Source organism: Mycoplana sp. 10N416, from assembly GCF_056394765.1.
The window spans coordinates 354,115-371,098 of record NZ_JBFTIM010000004.1; the positions used below are offsets into that span (position 1 = coordinate 354,115).

The window sequence follows — 16,984 nt, forward strand, 5'->3', positions numbered from 1 at the left end:
CGAGGGTCACTGAAGCGCCCTGACGATGAACCAGACGCCGGCGCCGACGAGAAGCGCGCCGGCGATTCGTCCGATCCGGTCGCCGCGGGGCAAGAGCTTTTCCGCCAGAACGAAGAACGCGATCGCTGCGATCCAGAGGATGTTCATCACCCCGCCGACGAACAAGAGCAGCATCAGCGGCCAGCAACAGCCGACACAATAGGTACCATGGCGTACGCCCATGGCAAAGGCGCCGGCCGGATCGCGCCGGAAGCCGCCGGTCGCCTGCAGAAAAGCGACCGGAGCCCGGCATTTCGAAAGGCAGGCGTATTTCAGCGGGGTCCACTGGTAGGCGCCGGCGACGATCAGCAGCACTCCGTCGAGGACGGTGCTGCGGCTTTCCATCATCGGTGTCAGCAGAAGTGAGCGCTCCAGCAGCCACTGGCCGAACGTGGCGGCGAGCGAGAACAGGAGCCAGACCGCGAGATAGCCGGCGGCGAAGATGCCGGTTGCAGCAAACGGCATGCCCTGCGCCTCTGCATGCCGCCCGACCCGTGCATAGAGAAGGACCATCGGCGCGGCGGACGGCAGCATCATGCCGACCATCATCACGAACCACATGGTGAACACGAGTGCGGCGTCGCCGGGGCTCCAGGCAAGCCGGCTTGCCACCGTCGCCGCCATGCCGGGCATGTCCATCCCCGGCATGGCTTCCATGCCATCCATCGGCATGCCGCCCATCAACCGAGCCAGTGAGAGAAGGTAGAGCCACGCAAGCGCCGAGATCGCTGCAAGGCACAGGGCAACGATGGTGCGGTCTCGCCTGAGGACCGTGTCGAATGCCGAAGGCGCCATGGCCTCACCTGAGCCTAGTGGACGACCCCGGTTTCGGTCATGTGGAGGCGGGCGAAATGGGCATGGCTGTCGGCGAGCGACAGCGTCAGCGGGCCCTTGATTTCCGCCCAGCCGCGGCCGACTTCGCAGGTATCAAACTCGAAGCCCTGCGGCATGGTGAGTCGGACACGGTGTTTGTCACCTGTTACCGGGTTGAGGATCGGCTCGCCACGCGCGTCGATCCATCCTGGAACTCCGATCCGCGCCGTCCGCTTGTCGACGTCGACGTCGAAGTCGATCTGCGCGTAGACCGGTTCGTGCACCGTGTCGAAGGTCGTGGCGAAGACGGCGAAGAAGGTGGCGCCGGGCTCAGTGTCCTGGCCGCTCATGATGCGGAGCAGGGCGTCGCGCTGTTCCGGCGTGGCGCGTTCGTCGATGATCGGCACGCACTGCCCGTGGCCCTCGTGGATCGCGCCCGGCCAGGTCGCGATCATTGCGATCCGCAGCCCGTCGAGCCTGGTGTCCCCATGAAAACCGCTTTCGATGTCGATTGCCCCGGCCGACTGGCAATCGCCATGCGTCGGAAGGTCGTTGAACTGGCAGGGACAACCATAGGCACAATTGCACTGAATGAATTCACGTCCTTGGAGTTTCCATTTGACGCTCGCCATGACGCCCTCCAATGCCCGGGAATGTTAATATTAGAAGGCGCTGATTAAATACCTGCGCCTTCTGCTTGTCCAGCAAAGGAGTTGTAAGAGCAGGCCTTGCCAGCACAGACTGCGGCTTGAGCGCGTTACCAAACGGCGTGGCGACGCAATGATCACGCCGCGTCGAAGCGTCGATACGCTTGCGTCCAGGCGCTAATCCTTTTGCCGCTTGGGGAAATGTCTCAGCTCCTCGACCCACGGCAATGCCGAGCTGCACCAGATCTGCATCGTCGGCACCAATGCCCGACGCTGGTTGATCGTGCCGAGGCGGATTGTCACCTCATCCGGAGGATCGCCTTCTCCGGTCCGATAACACGGCGAGCCGCAGCGGGGGCAGAAATACTGCAGGCTCCTGTTGCCGCTTTCGCCGATCTTCACGTAGACCGAGGGCTCGCCGCTCGTCAGGCGGAAATCCTCGTGTGCGGCAACGGTGCTGACGCGATAGGCAGAGCCGGTAAGTCGCTGGCAATCGCTGCAATGGCAGATCGACACCACTTCGGGCTCGATCTCCGCCTCGTAGGTGATGTATCCGCAGTGGCATTGGCCGTCGATTTCCATCCCATCCTCCCGTCAAGCATGGGGAGGAGGATAGGTCGAGGGACCATCAGTTCAATGCGTCGGCCTGAGGAGGTACGCCGTTCGCGCCTTGCGATTGCTTATCGGCATTGCCCGCGCCTCCGACGCTGCCCTGCGCCAAGCCATTGGCTCGGCGTGCCGTCAATCGTCGATCCTCACGGTTCTGGCGCCGACATGAAGCTTTCGTCCGGCGCCCCAGCCGTGGATGGCAGCGCCGACGCCGAGAAGCACGAAGAGAACCGCGCTGGCTTGGAAGCTTCCCGTCCAGCTGTGGATGAGGCCGACGATCAGCGGGCCGACGGCAGCAAGCAGGTAGCCCACGCACTGCGCCATGCCGGAGAGATGCGCGGCGACATGCGCATCGGGCGAGCGAAGCACGATTGCGGTCATTGCGACGGCGATCAATCCACCCTGGCCGACGCCTTGCAGCGCAGCCCAGAACCATGCGGTCGACAGCGGGGCAAAAAGGAGGCCCAGCAGGGCGATCACGGCAATGGCGCAAAGCGCCACGTGGATCAGCCGCTGGTCCTTGCCTCGGACAGCGATCTGCGGTGCGACGATGCAGGCCGCCGACTGGACCATGACGGACATCGAGACGATGGCGCCCGCGGTGACGCCATCGAGCCCGCGCTCCCGCAAGATTGGCACCAGCCAGCCAAAAACGCAGTAGGCGAGGGCGGACTGCAAGCCCATGAAAAGCGTGACCTGCCACGCCAGGCGGTCGCGCCACAGACCTTCGACCCGGAAACCGGTGCGCCGTCCGGCCCGGTCGACGGACATCGCCTGGGGAAGCCAGATCAGGCCGACGATGACGGCGGGGACGGCCCAGATCGCCAGCGCAGCATTCAGCGAGCCTCCGAACGCCTGCGCGGCGGGGATGGAAAGTCCGGCGGCGGCGGCAGCGCCGCCACACAGGGCCATTGTGTACAAGCCGGTCATCGAAGCCGTGCGGTCGGCAAAATCGCGCTTTACCAGTCCGGGGAGGAGGACGTTGCCAACGGCAATGCAGGCGCCGGCGAGCGCCGTTCCAAGGAAGAGGAGGGGGATCGAGGATAGTCCGCGCAGGGCGGTGCCCAGCGCCAGCAGCAAGAGAACCGCGAGCAGCGTGCGCTCGCTGCCGATCCTCTGCGCGAGGCGTGCTGCGATCGGCGAGAACAGGCCGAGGCAGACAACCGGCAAGGTGGTCAGCAGGCTCACGCCGAGTGGGGAAAGCTGCAGCGTGCTGCGGATCTCCGGCAGAAGTGCCGAGGCGCTGGAAAAGACTGGCCGCAGGTTGAATGCGATCAGCACGAGACTGGCCCCGAGAATGACGCGGGAAAGGCCGTTGCCCGTTGCTGGCGGCGCAGGCGGCGGAACGCTGTCCGCTTCCGCGTCGATCAGTTGGCGGTCGATATCCTCCACGGTGGTGTCCGCGTCCTTGAGATGTAGGTTCATGATTTCGCCATTTGATCGAGAGCGGCAGTTATGGGGTGCATGAAGCGTCGCACGGCGGCATCTGCCTTTTCGGGCTCGCCGGTTTCTATGGCGTCGACGATGTCGGCGTGGGCCTGCATGTCGGGCTCGGGCAGGTCGTCGCCCAGCGTGGCCTCGATCGTTTCCGCGATCGATTGCGAGAAGAACTCGTAGATCTCGACCATCGCCCGGTTGCCCGAAGCAGCGATTACCGCCTTGTGGAAAGCAAGATCACGTTCGATGAATCCCGCGCGATCCGTGCCGTCGAAGTTGCCGCGGCGGGCGAGAAGCGTACGAAGCCTCGCGATAATCTCGGGCGTCTGGCGGAGAGCCACAAGGCGGGCTGCTTCCACCTCGAGGGCCAGACGTGCTTCGAACTGGTCGCGGAGGCTTGCGCTCCGCGCCACGCTCATACGGGGTGCGGGATCGACCGTCGTGAGCACATAGGTGCCAGAGCCCTGGCGCGTTTCGAGGTAGCCCTGTGCGGCAAGGGCGCGCACAGCCTCGCGCACCGTTCCGCGGCTTACCGCCAGCATGGCCGACAACGAGGCCTCGTTCGGCAGCCGGTCGCCAACGCGCCATTGCTTGGCGACGATCTCCTTGCGGATCGCCGCAGCTGCGGTTTCTGCGAGGTTGCTTCGGTGCACCGATTCCATAGCACATTCATCAAGTCATCAGATGACTCGATGAATAGAGATGCTGCGCGGATCGGTCAATTGCCCACCAAAGAGAAAAGGGCCGCGTGCGACCCTTTTCGTTGGTTTCGGGCTTATGGCCGGCCTTGCCGCTCAAGACATGTCAAGGCAGGAACGAATAAGGCCAGTCAATGTGCGGGCTTGATGAAGGAGCCGTTTTGCAGCTCGCGCATCGCCTGCTGCAATTCCTCCCGCGTGTTCATCACGATCGGTCCATGCCAGGCGACCGGTTCCTGGATCGGCTTGCCGGTGACGAGCAGGAAGCGGATGCCCTTTTCGCCTGCCTGCACCGTCACGTGGTCGCCGGTGTCGAAGACCACCAGCGTGCGGTTTCCGGAGAGATCGCGGATGTTCAGCTCCTCGCCCTGGTACTCCTTCTCGACCTTGACGCCGAACGGCTTCGAGGCGTCGCGGAAAGTGCCGGAGCCGGCGAAGATGTAAGCGAAGGCTGACCGATAGGTGTCGATCGGAATCGTCTTCTTCTGGCCCGGCGCAACCGAGATGTCGAGATAGACCGGCTCGGCCGCGATGCCGTCGACGGGACCCTTCCTGCCCCAGAAGTCGCCGCTGATGATGCGCACTGCCGTGCCGTCATCGTCGACGACCACCGGAATGTCGGCGGACTTGATGTCCTGGTAGCGCGGCGCGGTCATCTTCAGCGACGACGGCAGGTTGGCCCAGAGCTGGAAGCCGTGCATGCGCCCGGCGAAATCGCCCTTCGGCATCTCCTGGTGCAGGATGCCGCTTCCGGCGGTCATCCACTGCACGTCGCCGGCGCCCATGGTGCCTTGGTTGCCGAGGCTGTCGCCGTGCTCGACGGTGCCGGCGAGCACATAGGTGATCGTCTCGATGCCGCGATGGGGATGCCAGGGGAAGCCGCGGATGTAGTCGTTGGGATCGTCGTTGCGGAAGTCATCCATCATCAGGAAGGGGTCGGTCATCGACGGGTCACCGAAGCCGAAGACGCGATGGAGCTTGACGCCGGCGCCTTCCATGGCGGGGCGGGCGATGCTCTCGTGCTTGACGGGGCGTATGGACATGCAAGGGGTCCTTTCAATGGTTCATCACTTGCAGGCGAATATAGTGCGGCTCGGACGGGTAAGAAATTGTGGACGACTGAAACGCAGTGTTCACCAAACGCCCTCTCGCAGGGTGCGGAAATGGCGACGGAACCGGTCCAGAATGGCGCATATGGTTTCCGGCCCGTTTACTTTCGTTAACGCATTTTTACCTTTTTTCGATGATTCTGCTCCGAGCACCGGGTCAATGCGTTCGTCCACCTTTCGGCCGGAAGGCCGGCAGAAAGCGAGTGAAGCCAATGTGCCGATGGGCAGCCTATCGCGGTAAACCGCTTTATCTCGAGGAACTCGTCTCCTCGCCCGCCCATTCGCTGATCGAGCAGTCCCATTGCGCGACCCGGGCGAAGACGGCGACGAACGGCGACGGTTTCGGGATTGCCTGGTATGGCGAGCGGCCGGAGCCGGGGCGCTACCGCGACATCCTGCCGGCCTGGTCGGACTGCAACCTGAAGAGCATCGCCCGGCAGATTCGCTCGCCGCTGTTTCTCGCCCATGTACGCGCGGCAACCGGCGGCGGCACGCGGCGCGACAACTGCCATCCCTTCGTCCACGGCGCCTGGTCGTTCATGCACAACGGCCAGATAGCCGATTTCGAGCACCTGCGCCGGCCGATGGAGTCGATGCTCGACAATGACCTCTATGCCGCCCGCACCGGTGCGACCGACTCGGAGTTGCTGTTTTTGCTCGCCATGCAGTTCGGCCTCGAACGCGACCCGCTCGCCGCCATGGCCGAGACGATCGGTCTGGTCGAGCGGCTGGCGGCGCAGCTTGATCGCAAGGTCCTCGTCCGCTTCACCGCCGCCTTCTCCGACGGACGCACCCTTTATGCCGTGCGATACGCCACCGATTTCCGCGCCCCGACGCTGTATGCCGCGCCGATGGACCGGACGGGCGGCTACTGCCTCGTCTCCGAGCCGCTCAACGACGACACCGATGCCTGGGTTGAAATCCCCGACGGCAGCGCCGTCGTGCTCGGCGAGGACGGGATCGACGTGCAGCTCTTCGCGCCTGACAGCCGCGCCGCGCAGGCCAAAGACCAGGAACTCGCCGTCGTCGGCTGACGCGTCGCGCCGGGAGACGCGGCGGATCGTAGCCGATGGGGCGGTGCGTCACGGCAGGGAGGCGAGCCTTTCGGCGATCAGCGCCGCCAGGCGCGTGGCGACATCGGTCTTGGAGAGGTCCGGCCAGGCGTCGATGCCGTCCTTGGAAACGATCCTGACGCTGTTACGGCTGCCGCCCATGATGCCGGTTTCCGGTGAAACATCATTGGCGACGATCAGGTCGGCGCCCTTGCGCTTCAGTTTTTCGCGCGCGTTCGCCTCCACGTCCTGCGTCTCGGCGGCAAAGCCGACGACAAGCTTCGGGCGTTGGGCATGATGGCCGACCGTCTTCAGGATGTCCGGGTTCTCGGCAAGCTGCAGCGGCGGCGGGGCCTCGCCCGGCTTCTTCTTGATCTTCTGCGCGCCGGCCGCAGCGGCGCGCCAGTCGGCGACGGCCGCGACCATCACGGCGATGTCGGCGGGAAGCGCTGCGACGACCGCCTCCAGCATCTCCTCGGCCCGCTCGACATGCACCGTCGTGACACCGGCGGGGTCCGCAATCTCGACCGGACCGGAAACGAGGGTGACATCCGCACCGAGCTTCGCGAGCGCGGCGGCGATCGCGTGGCCCTGCCGGCCGGAGGAGCGGTTGGCGATGTAGCGCACCGGGTCGATCGGCTCGTGCGTGGGGCCGGAGGTGACGACCGCCTTCTTGCCGGCAAGCGGCTTCGGGCCGCCGTCCAGATGCGCCTCGATGGCGGCAACGATCTCCAGCGGTTCGGCCATGCGTCCGAGCCCCGCCTCGCCACCCTCGGCCATCTCGCCCGCATTCGGCCCGACGAAGCGGATGCCGTCGCCGGCAAGCGTCTCGGCGTTGCGCAATGTGGCGGGATGCGTCCACATCTTCGGGTTCATCGCCGGCGCGATCAGCACCGGGCGGTCGGTCGCCAGAAGCACGGTCGAGGCGAGGTCGTCGGCCAGGCCGTTCGCCATCTTCGCCATCAGGTCGGCGGTGGCCGGCGCCACGACGACGAGGTCGCAGTCGCGCGCCAGGCGGATATGGCCGACGTCCTGCTCGTCCTCGCGGGAAAACAGCTCGGTGAACACATGGCCGGATGACAGCGCGCCGACGGCGAGCGGGGTGACGAACTGCTGCGCGCCGGCCGTCATGACCGGCACCACCGTCGCGCCACGCTCGCGCAGCCTGCGGATCAGGTCGAGGCTCTTGTAGGCGGCGATGCCGCCCGAGATGATCAGAAGAATGCGCTTGTCCTTCAAGGTCATGAGCCGGTTCCATCCATGGCGATCTGGCCCCGCCGTCGGGGCAGGGGCAGCGAGGTTCCTAGCGCATAACCGCACAAACGGGAACGGATTTCCACAAGGTCGCGGATTGGCCGATCGTGAAGCATTGCCTCGTAAGGCAGGCCGGGAGGGGCGATGCGCTTCGCCATCAGTTGCCCTCGTCGGGAATGTTCAGCAGGTAGCCGCAGGCCTTGCAATGAACCGCATCGGCATCATGGCGACGCAGCCCGCATTGCGGGCACGGGAAGATAACCTTGGGCGGGCGCACGATCGTCTGCGCCAGTCGCACGAACAGCGAGATGCCGATGATCATCGTCACGATCGAGGTCAGCTTGCCAAGCGGGCCCGGCAGCGTGATGTCGCCGAAACCCGTGGTCGTCACGGTGGCGACGGTGAAATACAGCGCATCGATGAAGCCGCTGACGTGCTCGCCATAGAAGAAGGTCGAGTAGACGAAGCCGGTGACGATAAACAGGAAGATCAGGAAGTTGATGCAGGCCTGGATCGTGTCCTCGTACTCGCTGTAGCCCCGCCGTTTCAGGATCAGCGAGAACAGCCGGCTCTGGCTGATCGCCCAGATGCGCAGTGCCCGCAGGAAGGCGAAGTTGGCGAGCTGGTTGGGAAAGAGCAGGGTGGCGAGGATAAAGAGGTCGACCCAGGTCATCGGCCGGCCGAGCCAGTAGCGCAGGCTCGGCGCCACCAGCATGCGCGCGACCAGCTCGAGCGCGATGATGACGGTGACGGCGTAGTCGACCAGCAGATAGGCGTTGCCGGCGCGCAGGTACGGTCCCATCAGGAAGAAGACGATGATGGCGAGGTCCACCATCATCATGGCGAACTGAAACGCCAGCGCGCGCGGATGGCTGCCATAGTAGAGACTGCGCAGATGACGGCGAAGTGCTGCCATCAGCGGCACGGCCGCCTCGTCAATGTTCCGTCGCTCAGCCATGCAGCCAATCTAGCCGTCGCCGTATCCCGGTCAAGCGGGCCCGCCGGGATGCGCGGGTCTCGGTTACCTCGCTCCGGATGTCGTTGGATCCGATTACCCGGGCGTGCGGCCCCCGGCGCTCCCGGGCATCGAGGGCCTGAGCGCAATGCGTCTTGACCTCAGAGGATGAAGTCCGACTTGCGCATCGCCAGGCTCAAGTCGAGCATGATGGAGAAATCGGCCTTTCCATCGCCGTTGACGTCGCCATAGACAAAGGTGTCGCCGTTCTTATTTTCGTAGCGCAGCTCACCGGCGGTCTTCGTGAATTTCTTGGTCCCGATGAAATCGAAAGCCTGGTTGCCGGCGCCCTTGCTGCTGGCGTCGATCACGGAAAGATCGATCTTGTCCTTCTGGGACCTGCTGAAGTCGTAGATCGTGTCCCGACCGGGAGACGATACCGTCGAATCCTTGACGGATCTGAAGACGAATGTGTCTGCACCGGTGCCCCCGTAGAGCTTGTCGGCGCCGAGGCCTCCTTCGATCCGGTCGTCTCCAGCGCCGCCCTTGAGAACATTGTTGCCGCTGTTGCCCGTAAGTGTGTCGCTGCCCTGGCCGCCGGTGGCGTTTTCGAAGTTCCGGATCAGGAAGTTACCGTAGCCGGACTTGACGGTATAGGCACCGTTGAGGCCGACCGTTACCTTCGAGGCGAAAGCGGAGAAGTCGACCGTGTCGAAATCCTTGTACGACGAACTGGAAACCTGGGAGCCGCCGTCGATCACCACAGTCATGGTCTTGTCGGCAAGGCGGCTGAGCTTGATCGTGTCAGCATCGCGTCCGAGGCTGACATAGTTGGCGCCGCCGCTGCCCAGCACGACCGTATCATTACCCCGGTCTGCGTCGATCGTGCCGACCCAACCCGCGCCCGTTTTGATGGTGTCGTTTCCGTGACCGGCAAGGAGGCTGTCCACGTCTCCGGCGACCACGATATTGTCTTGGCCTTTCCCGGCGAAGACGACGCCCGCACCACCAGCGCCAACGGTGACGAAATTGTTGCCGTCACCAACGTTGATGGTTTCGACAAAGCCACTTTTGGTGACCACGGTGTCATTGCCCCCTGCAAGATGCAGGGCTCCGACGAATGTCGCGCCGACGGTGATCTTGTCGATCCCGGAACTGCCGGTGATGACGCCTACCTGCGCCTTGTTGAGATTGACCGTGTTGCCGCCCGCGTTGCTCAGGGCGATGTGCTCGATGTACCTGTCTCCACCGGTGGTGGCGTCGTTGATGACGGCGTTCGCGTTGCCGGAAACGCGCAGGAGCGCGATGCCCCAATCGGAGCCGGCAAGGGCAAAGGTTGCGGTGCGTGCCGTCGCGTTGAGCGGAATCCAGACGTCGGCGATCAGGAGATGGCGATCAGCACTCCAGGAATAGGCATCGGCCCCGATCGAAAAACTCGAAGAGCCATTCAGTTCTATTTCCACGTTCGATGAAATCTGCCCCATCTGCAATCCTCTCAGAGCAAAGCCGCGTCGATCGCTGCGTTAGATTGCATAACGGTCGACGACACATCCCCCGATCGGGGGATGCGTGGCTCTGCTTATCGAGAGATCCCCGCGGCCAGCCGTATGATGTCCTTTTGACTCGTCGTTCCCGTCTTGGTGAAGATGGATTTCAGCTGCGAACGGATCGTCTCGCGTTTGACGCCGGCATTTCGGGCTATTTCTGTGATGCTCAGGCCGGCCACGATCTCGGAGAACACCCGCGTTTCGGCAAGCGAAAGCCCGTATGAAGCGGCGATCTCCAGAAGGGTCGGTTTCAGATTGCCGCGCGTGTCGCCGATCAGAATAGCGACCATCGGTCCCGCGAAAAACTGCAGCACCCGGCTTCCGCCAAACCGTATGAAGCGCATACCGGGTTGCGGCGCGTAAGTGACCTCTGTCGTCTGCCCGGAGCGGCCGTGATTAAACATGGCCTGCAATGACATCTGCAGGTCACGATCCTGGAATCGTATCCGACCCATCACATCGAGGCCAACCGGCTCACCGGCAGCAAGCACCTGTTGGCCTGCAGCCGATACCCTCACCACCCTCAGATCGTCATTGACGACGATCAGTCCCAGACCGCTGGCATCGCCGACGCCTTCGCCGAGATCCAGTGCTGCGGCGTGGAACTCACCGGAGCGATAATAACGAAACGCCCGCTTCAAATGTGGCGCGATCTGCGTGAGCGTGTCGGCGCGGGCAAGGTTGCGGTCAACATCCTTGTCGTCTGTCAGCGTGCTCAACAGGAAGTAGCAGGCGTTGTCCCTGTGCAGGGTCAGGCCGAGGCCGGTCTCAAGTCCGTTGCGGCGAATGTAGTCATTATAATATTCGCTTCGATTGAATTCGTCGCGGGACACAATCGCTTCACCGATGATACCCCTGCCGATTGGAGTTACAGCGACCTTTCTCATCCACGGATTGAGATTGCTGTAGTAGCTTTCATAGTCGCCCAGAGCCTTCTCGCGACCCTCCGATCCGGATACGTAGGCCATGGCCCCGGCGTTCGCGCGCATGTCATGAAAAAACAGGGTGGAAAGCGCCCCGGGAGAGGCGCCGTTCAGTTCGTCCAGAAAGCTCTGCCAGCTTGTTTCCCCCAGCAGCGCCGCGTAGATCGTCGCAACCAGTTCATCTGTCCGTCCTTTCACATCTCTCAAATCTTCTCCCCTCCGCAGAAGCGTGTTGCGCTCTTGGGTTCCTGACGTCCAACGTAGCGATCACGCGAACAGCCCGTCAGAGCCACGCCAGATTCGCGACTTTACTTTAAATTGAAATGAAGTGTGGTCGACAATCAAATTGACGAGGCCCAGACGATCGAACTGGTTGGCACGTGTCAGCAAGTATCGTCGCCTACAAGGAGGCGGCATACGGCGCATCTGCTTGCCGAACGGCTCCGGCAGCACCGGGGCGCTGAGATCGTCGGGCAACCAAATGCCTGATCCCAAGCCGGTCAGGCGATAATCAAGGTGATCGCGGCGAGATTTGGCTTTGCAGTTCGCGCGTCCGGCAAAAAACGACAGGGGCGCGCTTGCGCCCCTGCCTTGGTGGTCCGTGGTTCCCGCCTACAGCCGGATGACCGGCATAGGCCGGTGCTATTCGACGGCCGCCTGTTCGGTTTCCGTGGGCAGGTCGGTGCCCGGCTCGGTCGGTTGCTCGACGACATCCGTCGGTTGTTCGACGTCGGGCTCGGTCGGTTGCTCGACAACGTCTGCCGGCTGTTCGACGTCGGGTTCGGTCGGCTGCTCGACGACGTCTGTCGGTTGCTCGGTGTCCGGCTCGGTGACCACATCCGTTGGCTGTCGGGATGCCAGTTCCTCGCGCACCTGATCGATCTTGCCGACCGAGGGGCCGACGCCGAGAACGCCCTTCGCCCAGTCCATCACTTGCGGATCGACAACCGCCGGTTCGCCCGGCAGCGCCGTATTGATGTTCTTGTTGGCGGCCGAAAGCAGGGCGGCGCTCAGGGCCTCGTCGCTCAGCGCCGGATCGACCGGCACGGCGTCGACGCCGTTTTCCAGCTCGAATTGTGCATAGGCCGTCACATAGGCGCGGATTGCGGCCATGCGCGGATCCTGCGAATTCATGTAGGCGTGGTAGTTGCGCTTCAGCGAATTCAGGCTGCCAAGCTTGGCCGACAGCGGCTTTTCCGCCTGCGCCTGTTTCAGCTTGGCGGTCGTCGTGGTGGGGCTTGTCGCCTTCCCGACCGACTTGGACGGTTTGGATTTTTCCACCGACGCCAGCTTGGTCTTTCCCTTGGCGTCATCTTTGCCGAAGAGCTTGCCGAACGCCCTGGCGATCGGATCCTTCTTTTCCTTGGTGTCGACCCGCGCGTGTGCGGTTTCGGACTTGCCCCGTGCGGAAGTGTTCTTGCCGCCGCTCTTGTCGCCCCCGCGGCCCTTGTCGCTACCGCCGCTCTTGTCACTGCCGCCGCTTTTACCGCCGCTCTTGTCGCTGCCGCCGCGATTGCCGCCGCTGTTACCGCCACCATTGTTGCCTTCCTTGGCGAAGGCGGACGCGGTGGTGAGCTTGGATGGATCCTTCAGGTCGAGACCGACCGGCACGGCGGCAAGCGTTGCGGACACGCAAGCCGCGAGGGCGAGGTTACTGATTCTGCGCATGGCGCATTCCTCCGAATCACTTTTGTTACACGCCCCGGTGGCATTGGAGCTGCATTTATTGCCAAATTTGTGGCAGGCCGGGCGATGTGCCGGGCCGATCGCGACGAGCCGAAGCCTGCTCCTTAAACCGCGATCAATTCGATAATATGAAGCTGTTAATTTTAGCGAGTTTGAAGATAGCGGGTCTGCAAGGAAGAAAGCAGTCGGACAGTTGGCGGTCGCGACGACACCGGCGCTGCGAGGCTTCCGCCAGAACGCGGAAAAAGGTTGCCGAAGGCCGCGCTAATCTGAGACAATCGCAAGTGGGAGATCCCGGCGCCCAGGCGCGCCTTCAGGACGCATCCCGGTATCCTGTTGAAGCATCGCTGATCCTGCCGTCCCGCAATGCCGGAGCGGCGGACAGTCGGCATTCCAGTTGTTTTGCAAACGCGAAGCCAGGAGGCCCTCACATGGTCACGTGGAAACCCGATCCAAGCTTCTATCCCTCGCCGCGCATGGCGATGAAAGCCGCACCCGAGACGCTGGCCTATGTAGCTGCGTTCGACCCGACGCGGGCCGTTCCGGACGAACTTGACGTCGTCGACGTCGATCCCGCCTCGGCGACCTACGGGCAGATTGTTCACACGGTTCCGATGCCCAATGTCGGCGACGAACTGCACCATTTCGGCTGGAACGCCTGCTCCTCCTGCCTCTGCCCCAACGCGCCGCATCCGCACGCCGAACGGCGCTACCTGGTCGTGCCGGGGCTGAAATCGTCGCGCATCCACATCCTCGACACCAAGCCGGACGGCCGCAGGCCGGCGATCGTCAAGGTGATTGAGCCGGGGGAGGTGGCCGAGCGGGCCGGCTACACGCGACCCCACACCATTCACTGCGGCCCGGAGGGCATCTATGTCGCAGCGCTCGGCAATCGCGAGGGAAAGGCGCCGGGCGGCGTCTTCCTGATGGATCACGAGACGTTCGAGGTCCGCGGGCAGTGGGAAATGGACCGCGGGCCGCAGGAGCTTTCCTATGATGTCTGGTGGCACCTCGGCCACGACACCCTCGTCACCAGCGAATGGGGGACGCCCGACACCTTCGAAAACGGCCTCGTCCCGGAAATCCTGCTCGGTGCGAAATACGGGCGCCGGCTGCATTTCTGGGACCTGCACAAGCGAAAGCACCTGCAGACGATCGATCTCGGTGACAAGTACCAGCTGGTGTTCGAGCTGCGCCCGGCGCACGACCCGACCAAGGCCTATGGCTTCGTCAATTCCGTGGTGTGCCTGGAGGATCTGTCCTCCTCAATCTGGGTCTGGCATCGCGACGGCGACAAGTGGGCGGTCACCAAGGTGATCGACATTCCCGCCGAGCCGGCCGATCCGGAACAGCTGCCGCCGATGCTGCAGGGCTTCAAGGCGGTACCGCCGCTCGTCACCGACATCGACCTGTCGATGGACGACCGGTTTCTCTACGTCTCCTGCTGGGGCACCGGCGACCTGCTGCAATTTGACGTCTCCGATCCGTTCAAGCCGAAGCAGACGGGCAAGGTGCGGATCGGCGGCATCGTCTCGCGCGCGTCCCATCCGGGTGCGAAGAACGGTGGCCTGAACGGCGGGCCGCAGATGGTGGAAATCAGTCGCGACGGCCGGCGCGTCTATTTCACCAATTCGCTCTATGGCGCGATCGACGAGCAGTTCTATCCCGAGGGCCTGACCGGCTGGATGGTCAAGCTCGACGCGGGGCCGGACGGCGGCATCGCCTTCGACGAAAAGTTCTTCGTCGAATGGCCGAAGTCGCACCGGCCGCACCAGGTTCGCCTGCAGGGCGGCGACTGCTCGTCGGACTCCTATTGCTACCCCTAGAGCATGTCTTCCGAAAGTGGGAACCGGTTTCGGGACAAGGACATGCGAAAGAACCTAAAGCGTGACAAGCGTATCTGCGCGTCACGCTTTAAAGCGAGAAGCTGGCGATGAACGCTCTGTGGCCATGGCTGCTGCTTGCGGGGCTCGGGGCCTTTCACGGCCTCAACCCGGCGATGGGCTGGCTCTTCGCCGTCGCGCTCGGCCTGCACCGGCAGAGCGCGGCCGCGGTGGTGGGGGCGTTGCCGGTCATCGCCCTTGGCCATGCGGCTTCGGTCGGACTGGTCGTCGGAGCCGTCGTCATGGCGGGCCTGTTCGTCGATCCGACGTTGGTGCGGACGGCGACGGGCGCGGTCCTCGTCGCCTGGGCCGCCTGGCACTATCTGTTCGGGCATCGCCAGCGCGTGCGTGTCGGCATGACGACGGGGCTGGCGGGGCTGGCGCTCTGGTCCTTCCTGATGGCGACCGCGCACGGCGCCGGGCTGATGGTGCTGCCGGCGCTGACACCGATCTGCCTTGCGGCCTCGCCGCTGGCGGCGGCGGGCGGCGGAAGCACGGCGGCGATGCTGGCGGCAGTCGCCGTGCACACCGGCGCGATGCTTTGTGCCATGGGCCTGGCCGCGCTTGCCGTCTACCGCTTCGTCGGGCTCGGCATCCTGCGCAGCGCCTGGGTCAATGTCGATGCCGTCTGGAGCGCGGTGCTGCTGCTGACGGGGGCGATGCTGATTCTATGGTAGCGCGACGGCAATCGCTACCCGACCACCCAGGCAATATAGATGAGGGCCGCCGCGATCACCCAGAGGGCGATCCGACCCGAGCGGCCGTGGCGAGCCTCGGACTTGCCGATCGCCTCCGCCGTGGCTGCGTCGAAGCGCAGGCCGTTCTCGGCCATGGCGGTGAGGTCGCGGGAGAATTTTTCGGTCTTGGCGGCGATCTCGGGTGCGGCCTCGGCCAGCCGCAGAGCGGCATGCGCGGCTTCGCGCAGGTCGGCGAGGATGCGCTTCGGGCCGAGATTGTCGCGGATCCAGCCGCCGACGACGGGCTCGGACGCCTTCCACATGTTGAAGCGTGGGTTCAGCGTGCGCGCCACGCCCTCGACGACGACCATCGTCTTCTGCAGCATGACGAGCTCGGTGCGCGTCTCCATGTCGAACAGTTCCGTCACCTCGAAGAGCAGCGTCAGCAGCTTCGCCATCGAGATCGTTTCGGCCGGCTGGCCATGGATCGGCTCGCCGATCGCGCGGATCGCCTGCGCAAAGCTCGACACGTCGTGGCGCGCGGGCACGTAGCCGGCCTCGAAATGCACGTTCGCCACCCGCACATAGTCGCGGGTGATGAAGCCGAAGAGGATTTCGGCGAGGAAGCGGCGCTCCTTGTGCCCGAGCCGGCCGACAATGCCCATGTCGACGGCGACGATATGGCCTTGCGCATCGACGAACAGATTGCCCTGGTGCATGTCGGCATGGAAGAAGCCGTCGCGCAGCGTGTGGCGCAGGAAGGACTGGATCAGCGTGTCGGCGAGCGCGTCGAGGTTGTGGCCGGCGGCGCGCAGGCCCTCGATGTCCGACATCTTCACGCCGTCGATCCATTCCATGGTGACGACGTCGCGCCCTGTGCGCTCCCAGTCGACAACAGGCACGCGGAAGCCGGGATCGTCCTTCGTGTTTTCGCCAAGCTCCGAGATGGCGGCGGCCTCCAGCCGCAGATCCATCTCGACGCGCGTCGTCTGCTCGAGCGTGCGTGTCACCTCGACCGGCTTCAGCCGTCGCGTCTGCGGCAGGAAGCGCTCCTGCAGGTGCGAGGCGGCGTACATCGCCTGGAGGTCGTGGGTGAAGCGCTGGCGCACGCCGGGACGGATGACCTTGACGGCGACGCGGCGCTCGCCCGTCGCGTCGCGCACGGTCGCCGGATGCACCTGGGCGATCGAGGCGGCGGCGATCGGTTCGCCGAAGCTGACATAGAGGTCGGAAACCGGACGGCCGAGCGAGCCCTCGACGGTGGCGACGGCGTCCGCCATCGGGAAGGTCGCCATGCGGTCCTGCAGCGCCGAAAGGTCGTCGGCGATGGCGACGCCGACCACGTCCGGCCGGGTGGCGAGAAACTGACCCATCTTGACGTAGGAGGGGCCGAGCCGTTCGATCGCGTGCGCGAGCCGGGCGCTGCGGCCTTCCTTGGCCGAGCGGCGGCGGGCGAACAGGCCGGCGACCTTCGAGAGGAACCGCGCCGAGGGCGGCATTTCCTGCACCGGCAGCTCCGAGACAACGCCTTCGCGCAATAATACCCAGCCGACGCGGGCCAGGCGGAAATAGGCGGCAGGCGTGGTCATGCGCGGCCACCGCGGGCGTCGGAGGCGCGGATGCGTGGCGCGCGGCGCGAGAGGAGCGAGGCGGTC

The 16,984-nt window shown here is 64.4% G+C and carries 15 protein-coding genes; 3 read left to right on the top strand and 12 right to left on the bottom strand.

What is annotated here, in order from left to right; genetic code table 11:
• Positions 1 to 6: 6 nt before the first annotated feature.
• The 6 genes from AC1DDS_RS10995 to AC1DDS_RS11020 form a co-directional block, all read right to left on the bottom strand.
• Positions 7 to 834: a DUF2182 domain-containing protein gene (locus AC1DDS_RS10995; RefSeq protein WP_477478935.1), complete on the bottom strand. Its 828-nt coding sequence runs from the start codon at positions 832 to 834 to the stop codon at positions 7 to 9.
• Between the two features lie 14 nt (positions 835 to 848).
• Positions 849 to 1,484: a DUF1326 domain-containing protein gene (locus tag AC1DDS_RS11000; protein ID WP_477478936.1), complete on the bottom strand. Its 636-nt coding sequence runs from the start codon at positions 1,482 to 1,484 to the stop codon at positions 849 to 851.
• A 192-nt stretch (positions 1,485 to 1,676) separates the two neighbouring features.
• A complete protein-coding gene (locus AC1DDS_RS11005; RefSeq protein ID WP_477478937.1) occupies positions 1,677 to 2,081 on the bottom strand; it encodes a GFA family protein in 405 nt (134 codons plus the stop codon).
• Between the two features lie 159 nt (positions 2,082 to 2,240).
• Positions 2,241 to 3,533: a CynX/NimT family MFS transporter gene (locus AC1DDS_RS11010; RefSeq protein WP_477478938.1), complete on the bottom strand. Its 1,293-nt coding sequence runs from the start codon at positions 3,531 to 3,533 to the stop codon at positions 2,241 to 2,243.
• Entirely contained in the window at positions 3,530 to 4,207 is a 678-nt protein-coding gene (locus tag AC1DDS_RS11015; protein WP_477478939.1) for a FadR/GntR family transcriptional regulator, read from the bottom strand. Before AC1DDS_RS11015 ends, AC1DDS_RS11010 begins: the two co-directional genes overlap by 4 nt.
• A 167-nt stretch (positions 4,208 to 4,374) precedes the next feature.
• Entirely contained in the window at positions 4,375 to 5,286 is a 912-nt protein-coding gene (locus AC1DDS_RS11020) for a pirin family protein (RefSeq protein ID WP_477478940.1), read from the bottom strand.
• A gap of 278 nt (positions 5,287 to 5,564) precedes the next feature.
• On the opposite strand from AC1DDS_RS11020, the gene AC1DDS_RS11025 reads away from it, so the two are divergent.
• Positions 5,565 to 6,386 carry a class II glutamine amidotransferase gene (locus AC1DDS_RS11025; RefSeq protein ID WP_477478941.1) on the top strand — a complete coding sequence of 274 codons (822 nt, stop codon included), beginning with the start codon at positions 5,565 to 5,567 and terminating at the stop codon, positions 6,384 to 6,386.
• A gap of 48 nt (positions 6,387 to 6,434) precedes the next feature.
• Here the strand turns inward: AC1DDS_RS11025 and coaBC are convergent, their stop codons facing one another.
• From coaBC to AC1DDS_RS11050, 5 genes are all read right to left on the bottom strand, one after another.
• Positions 6,435 to 7,649 carry a bifunctional phosphopantothenoylcysteine decarboxylase/phosphopantothenate--cysteine ligase CoaBC gene (gene coaBC, locus AC1DDS_RS11030; RefSeq protein ID WP_477478942.1) on the bottom strand — a complete coding sequence of 405 codons (1,215 nt, stop codon included), beginning with the start codon at positions 7,647 to 7,649 and terminating at the stop codon, positions 6,435 to 6,437.
• Positions 7,650 to 7,815: 166 nt separating this feature from the next.
• Entirely contained in the window at positions 7,816 to 8,616 is an 801-nt protein-coding gene (locus tag AC1DDS_RS11035) for a potassium channel family protein (protein ID WP_477478943.1), read from the bottom strand.
• A gap of 158 nt (positions 8,617 to 8,774) precedes the next feature.
• Entirely contained in the window at positions 8,775 to 10,097 is a 1,323-nt protein-coding gene (locus tag AC1DDS_RS11040) for a calcium-binding protein (RefSeq protein WP_477478944.1), read from the bottom strand.
• Positions 10,098 to 10,192: 95 nt separating this feature from the next.
• Positions 10,193 to 11,281 carry a helix-turn-helix transcriptional regulator gene (locus AC1DDS_RS11045; RefSeq protein WP_477479018.1) on the bottom strand — a complete coding sequence of 363 codons (1,089 nt, stop codon included), beginning with the start codon at positions 11,279 to 11,281 and terminating at the stop codon, positions 10,193 to 10,195.
• 444 nt (positions 11,282 to 11,725) lie between these two features.
• On the bottom strand, positions 11,726 to 12,751 hold the full coding sequence (locus AC1DDS_RS11050) for a hypothetical protein (protein WP_477478945.1): 1,026 nt from the start codon (positions 12,749 to 12,751) through the stop codon (positions 11,726 to 11,728).
• 449 nt (positions 12,752 to 13,200) lie between these two features.
• On the opposite strand from AC1DDS_RS11050, the gene AC1DDS_RS11055 reads away from it, so the two are divergent.
• Both AC1DDS_RS11055 and AC1DDS_RS11060 read left to right on the top strand, forming a co-directional pair.
• A complete protein-coding gene (locus AC1DDS_RS11055) occupies positions 13,201 to 14,595 on the top strand; it encodes a selenium-binding family protein (RefSeq protein ID WP_477478946.1) in 1,395 nt (464 codons plus the stop codon).
• A 107-nt stretch (positions 14,596 to 14,702) separates the two neighbouring features.
• Positions 14,703 to 15,329, top strand: a complete 627-nt coding sequence (locus AC1DDS_RS11060) for a hypothetical protein (RefSeq protein ID WP_477478947.1) — start codon at positions 14,703 to 14,705, stop codon at positions 15,327 to 15,329.
• A 14-nt stretch (positions 15,330 to 15,343) separates the two neighbouring features.
• Here the strand turns inward: AC1DDS_RS11060 and ubiB are convergent, their stop codons facing one another.
• Positions 15,344 to 16,918: a 2-polyprenylphenol 6-hydroxylase gene (ubiB, locus tag AC1DDS_RS11065; protein WP_477478948.1), complete on the bottom strand. Its 1,575-nt coding sequence runs from the start codon at positions 16,916 to 16,918 to the stop codon at positions 15,344 to 15,346.
• Positions 16,919 to 16,984 lie beyond the last annotated feature (66 nt).

What these genes read in the sequence shown, in the direction of transcription:
- AC1DDS_RS10995 (WP_477478935.1), bottom strand. Translation starts at nt 834, where the DNA reads ATGGCGCCTTCGGCATTCGACACGGTCCTCAGGCGAGACCGCACCATC.
- AC1DDS_RS11000 (WP_477478936.1), bottom strand. Translation starts at nt 1,484, where the DNA reads ATGGCGAGCGTCAAATGGAAACTCCAAGGACGTGAATTCATTCAGTGC.
- AC1DDS_RS11005 (WP_477478937.1), bottom strand. Translation starts at nt 2,081, where the DNA reads ATGGAAATCGACGGCCAATGCCACTGCGGATACATCACCTACGAGGCG.
- AC1DDS_RS11010 (WP_477478938.1), bottom strand. Translation starts at nt 3,533, where the DNA reads ATGAACCTACATCTCAAGGACGCGGACACCACCGTGGAGGATATCGAC.
- AC1DDS_RS11015 (WP_477478939.1), bottom strand. Translation starts at nt 4,207, where the DNA reads ATGGAATCGGTGCACCGAAGCAACCTCGCAGAAACCGCAGCTGCGGCG.
- AC1DDS_RS11020 (WP_477478940.1), bottom strand. Translation starts at nt 5,286, where the DNA reads ATGTCCATACGCCCCGTCAAGCACGAGAGCATCGCCCGCCCCGCCATG.
- AC1DDS_RS11025 (WP_477478941.1), top strand. Translation starts at nt 5,565, where the DNA reads ATGTGCCGATGGGCAGCCTATCGCGGTAAACCGCTTTATCTCGAGGAA.
- coaBC (WP_477478942.1), bottom strand. Translation starts at nt 7,649, where the DNA reads ATGACCTTGAAGGACAAGCGCATTCTTCTGATCATCTCGGGCGGCATC.
- AC1DDS_RS11035 (WP_477478943.1), bottom strand. Translation starts at nt 8,616, where the DNA reads ATGGCTGAGCGACGGAACATTGACGAGGCGGCCGTGCCGCTGATGGCA.
- AC1DDS_RS11040 (WP_477478944.1), bottom strand. Translation starts at nt 10,097, where the DNA reads ATGGGGCAGATTTCATCGAACGTGGAAATAGAACTGAATGGCTCTTCG.
- AC1DDS_RS11050 (WP_477478945.1), bottom strand. Translation starts at nt 12,751, where the DNA reads ATGCGCAGAATCAGTAACCTCGCCCTCGCGGCTTGCGTGTCCGCAACG.
- AC1DDS_RS11055 (WP_477478946.1), top strand. Translation starts at nt 13,201, where the DNA reads ATGGTCACGTGGAAACCCGATCCAAGCTTCTATCCCTCGCCGCGCATG.
- AC1DDS_RS11060 (WP_477478947.1), top strand. Translation starts at nt 14,703, where the DNA reads ATGAACGCTCTGTGGCCATGGCTGCTGCTTGCGGGGCTCGGGGCCTTT.
- ubiB (WP_477478948.1), bottom strand. Translation starts at nt 16,918, where the DNA reads ATGACCACGCCTGCCGCCTATTTCCGCCTGGCCCGCGTCGGCTGGGTA.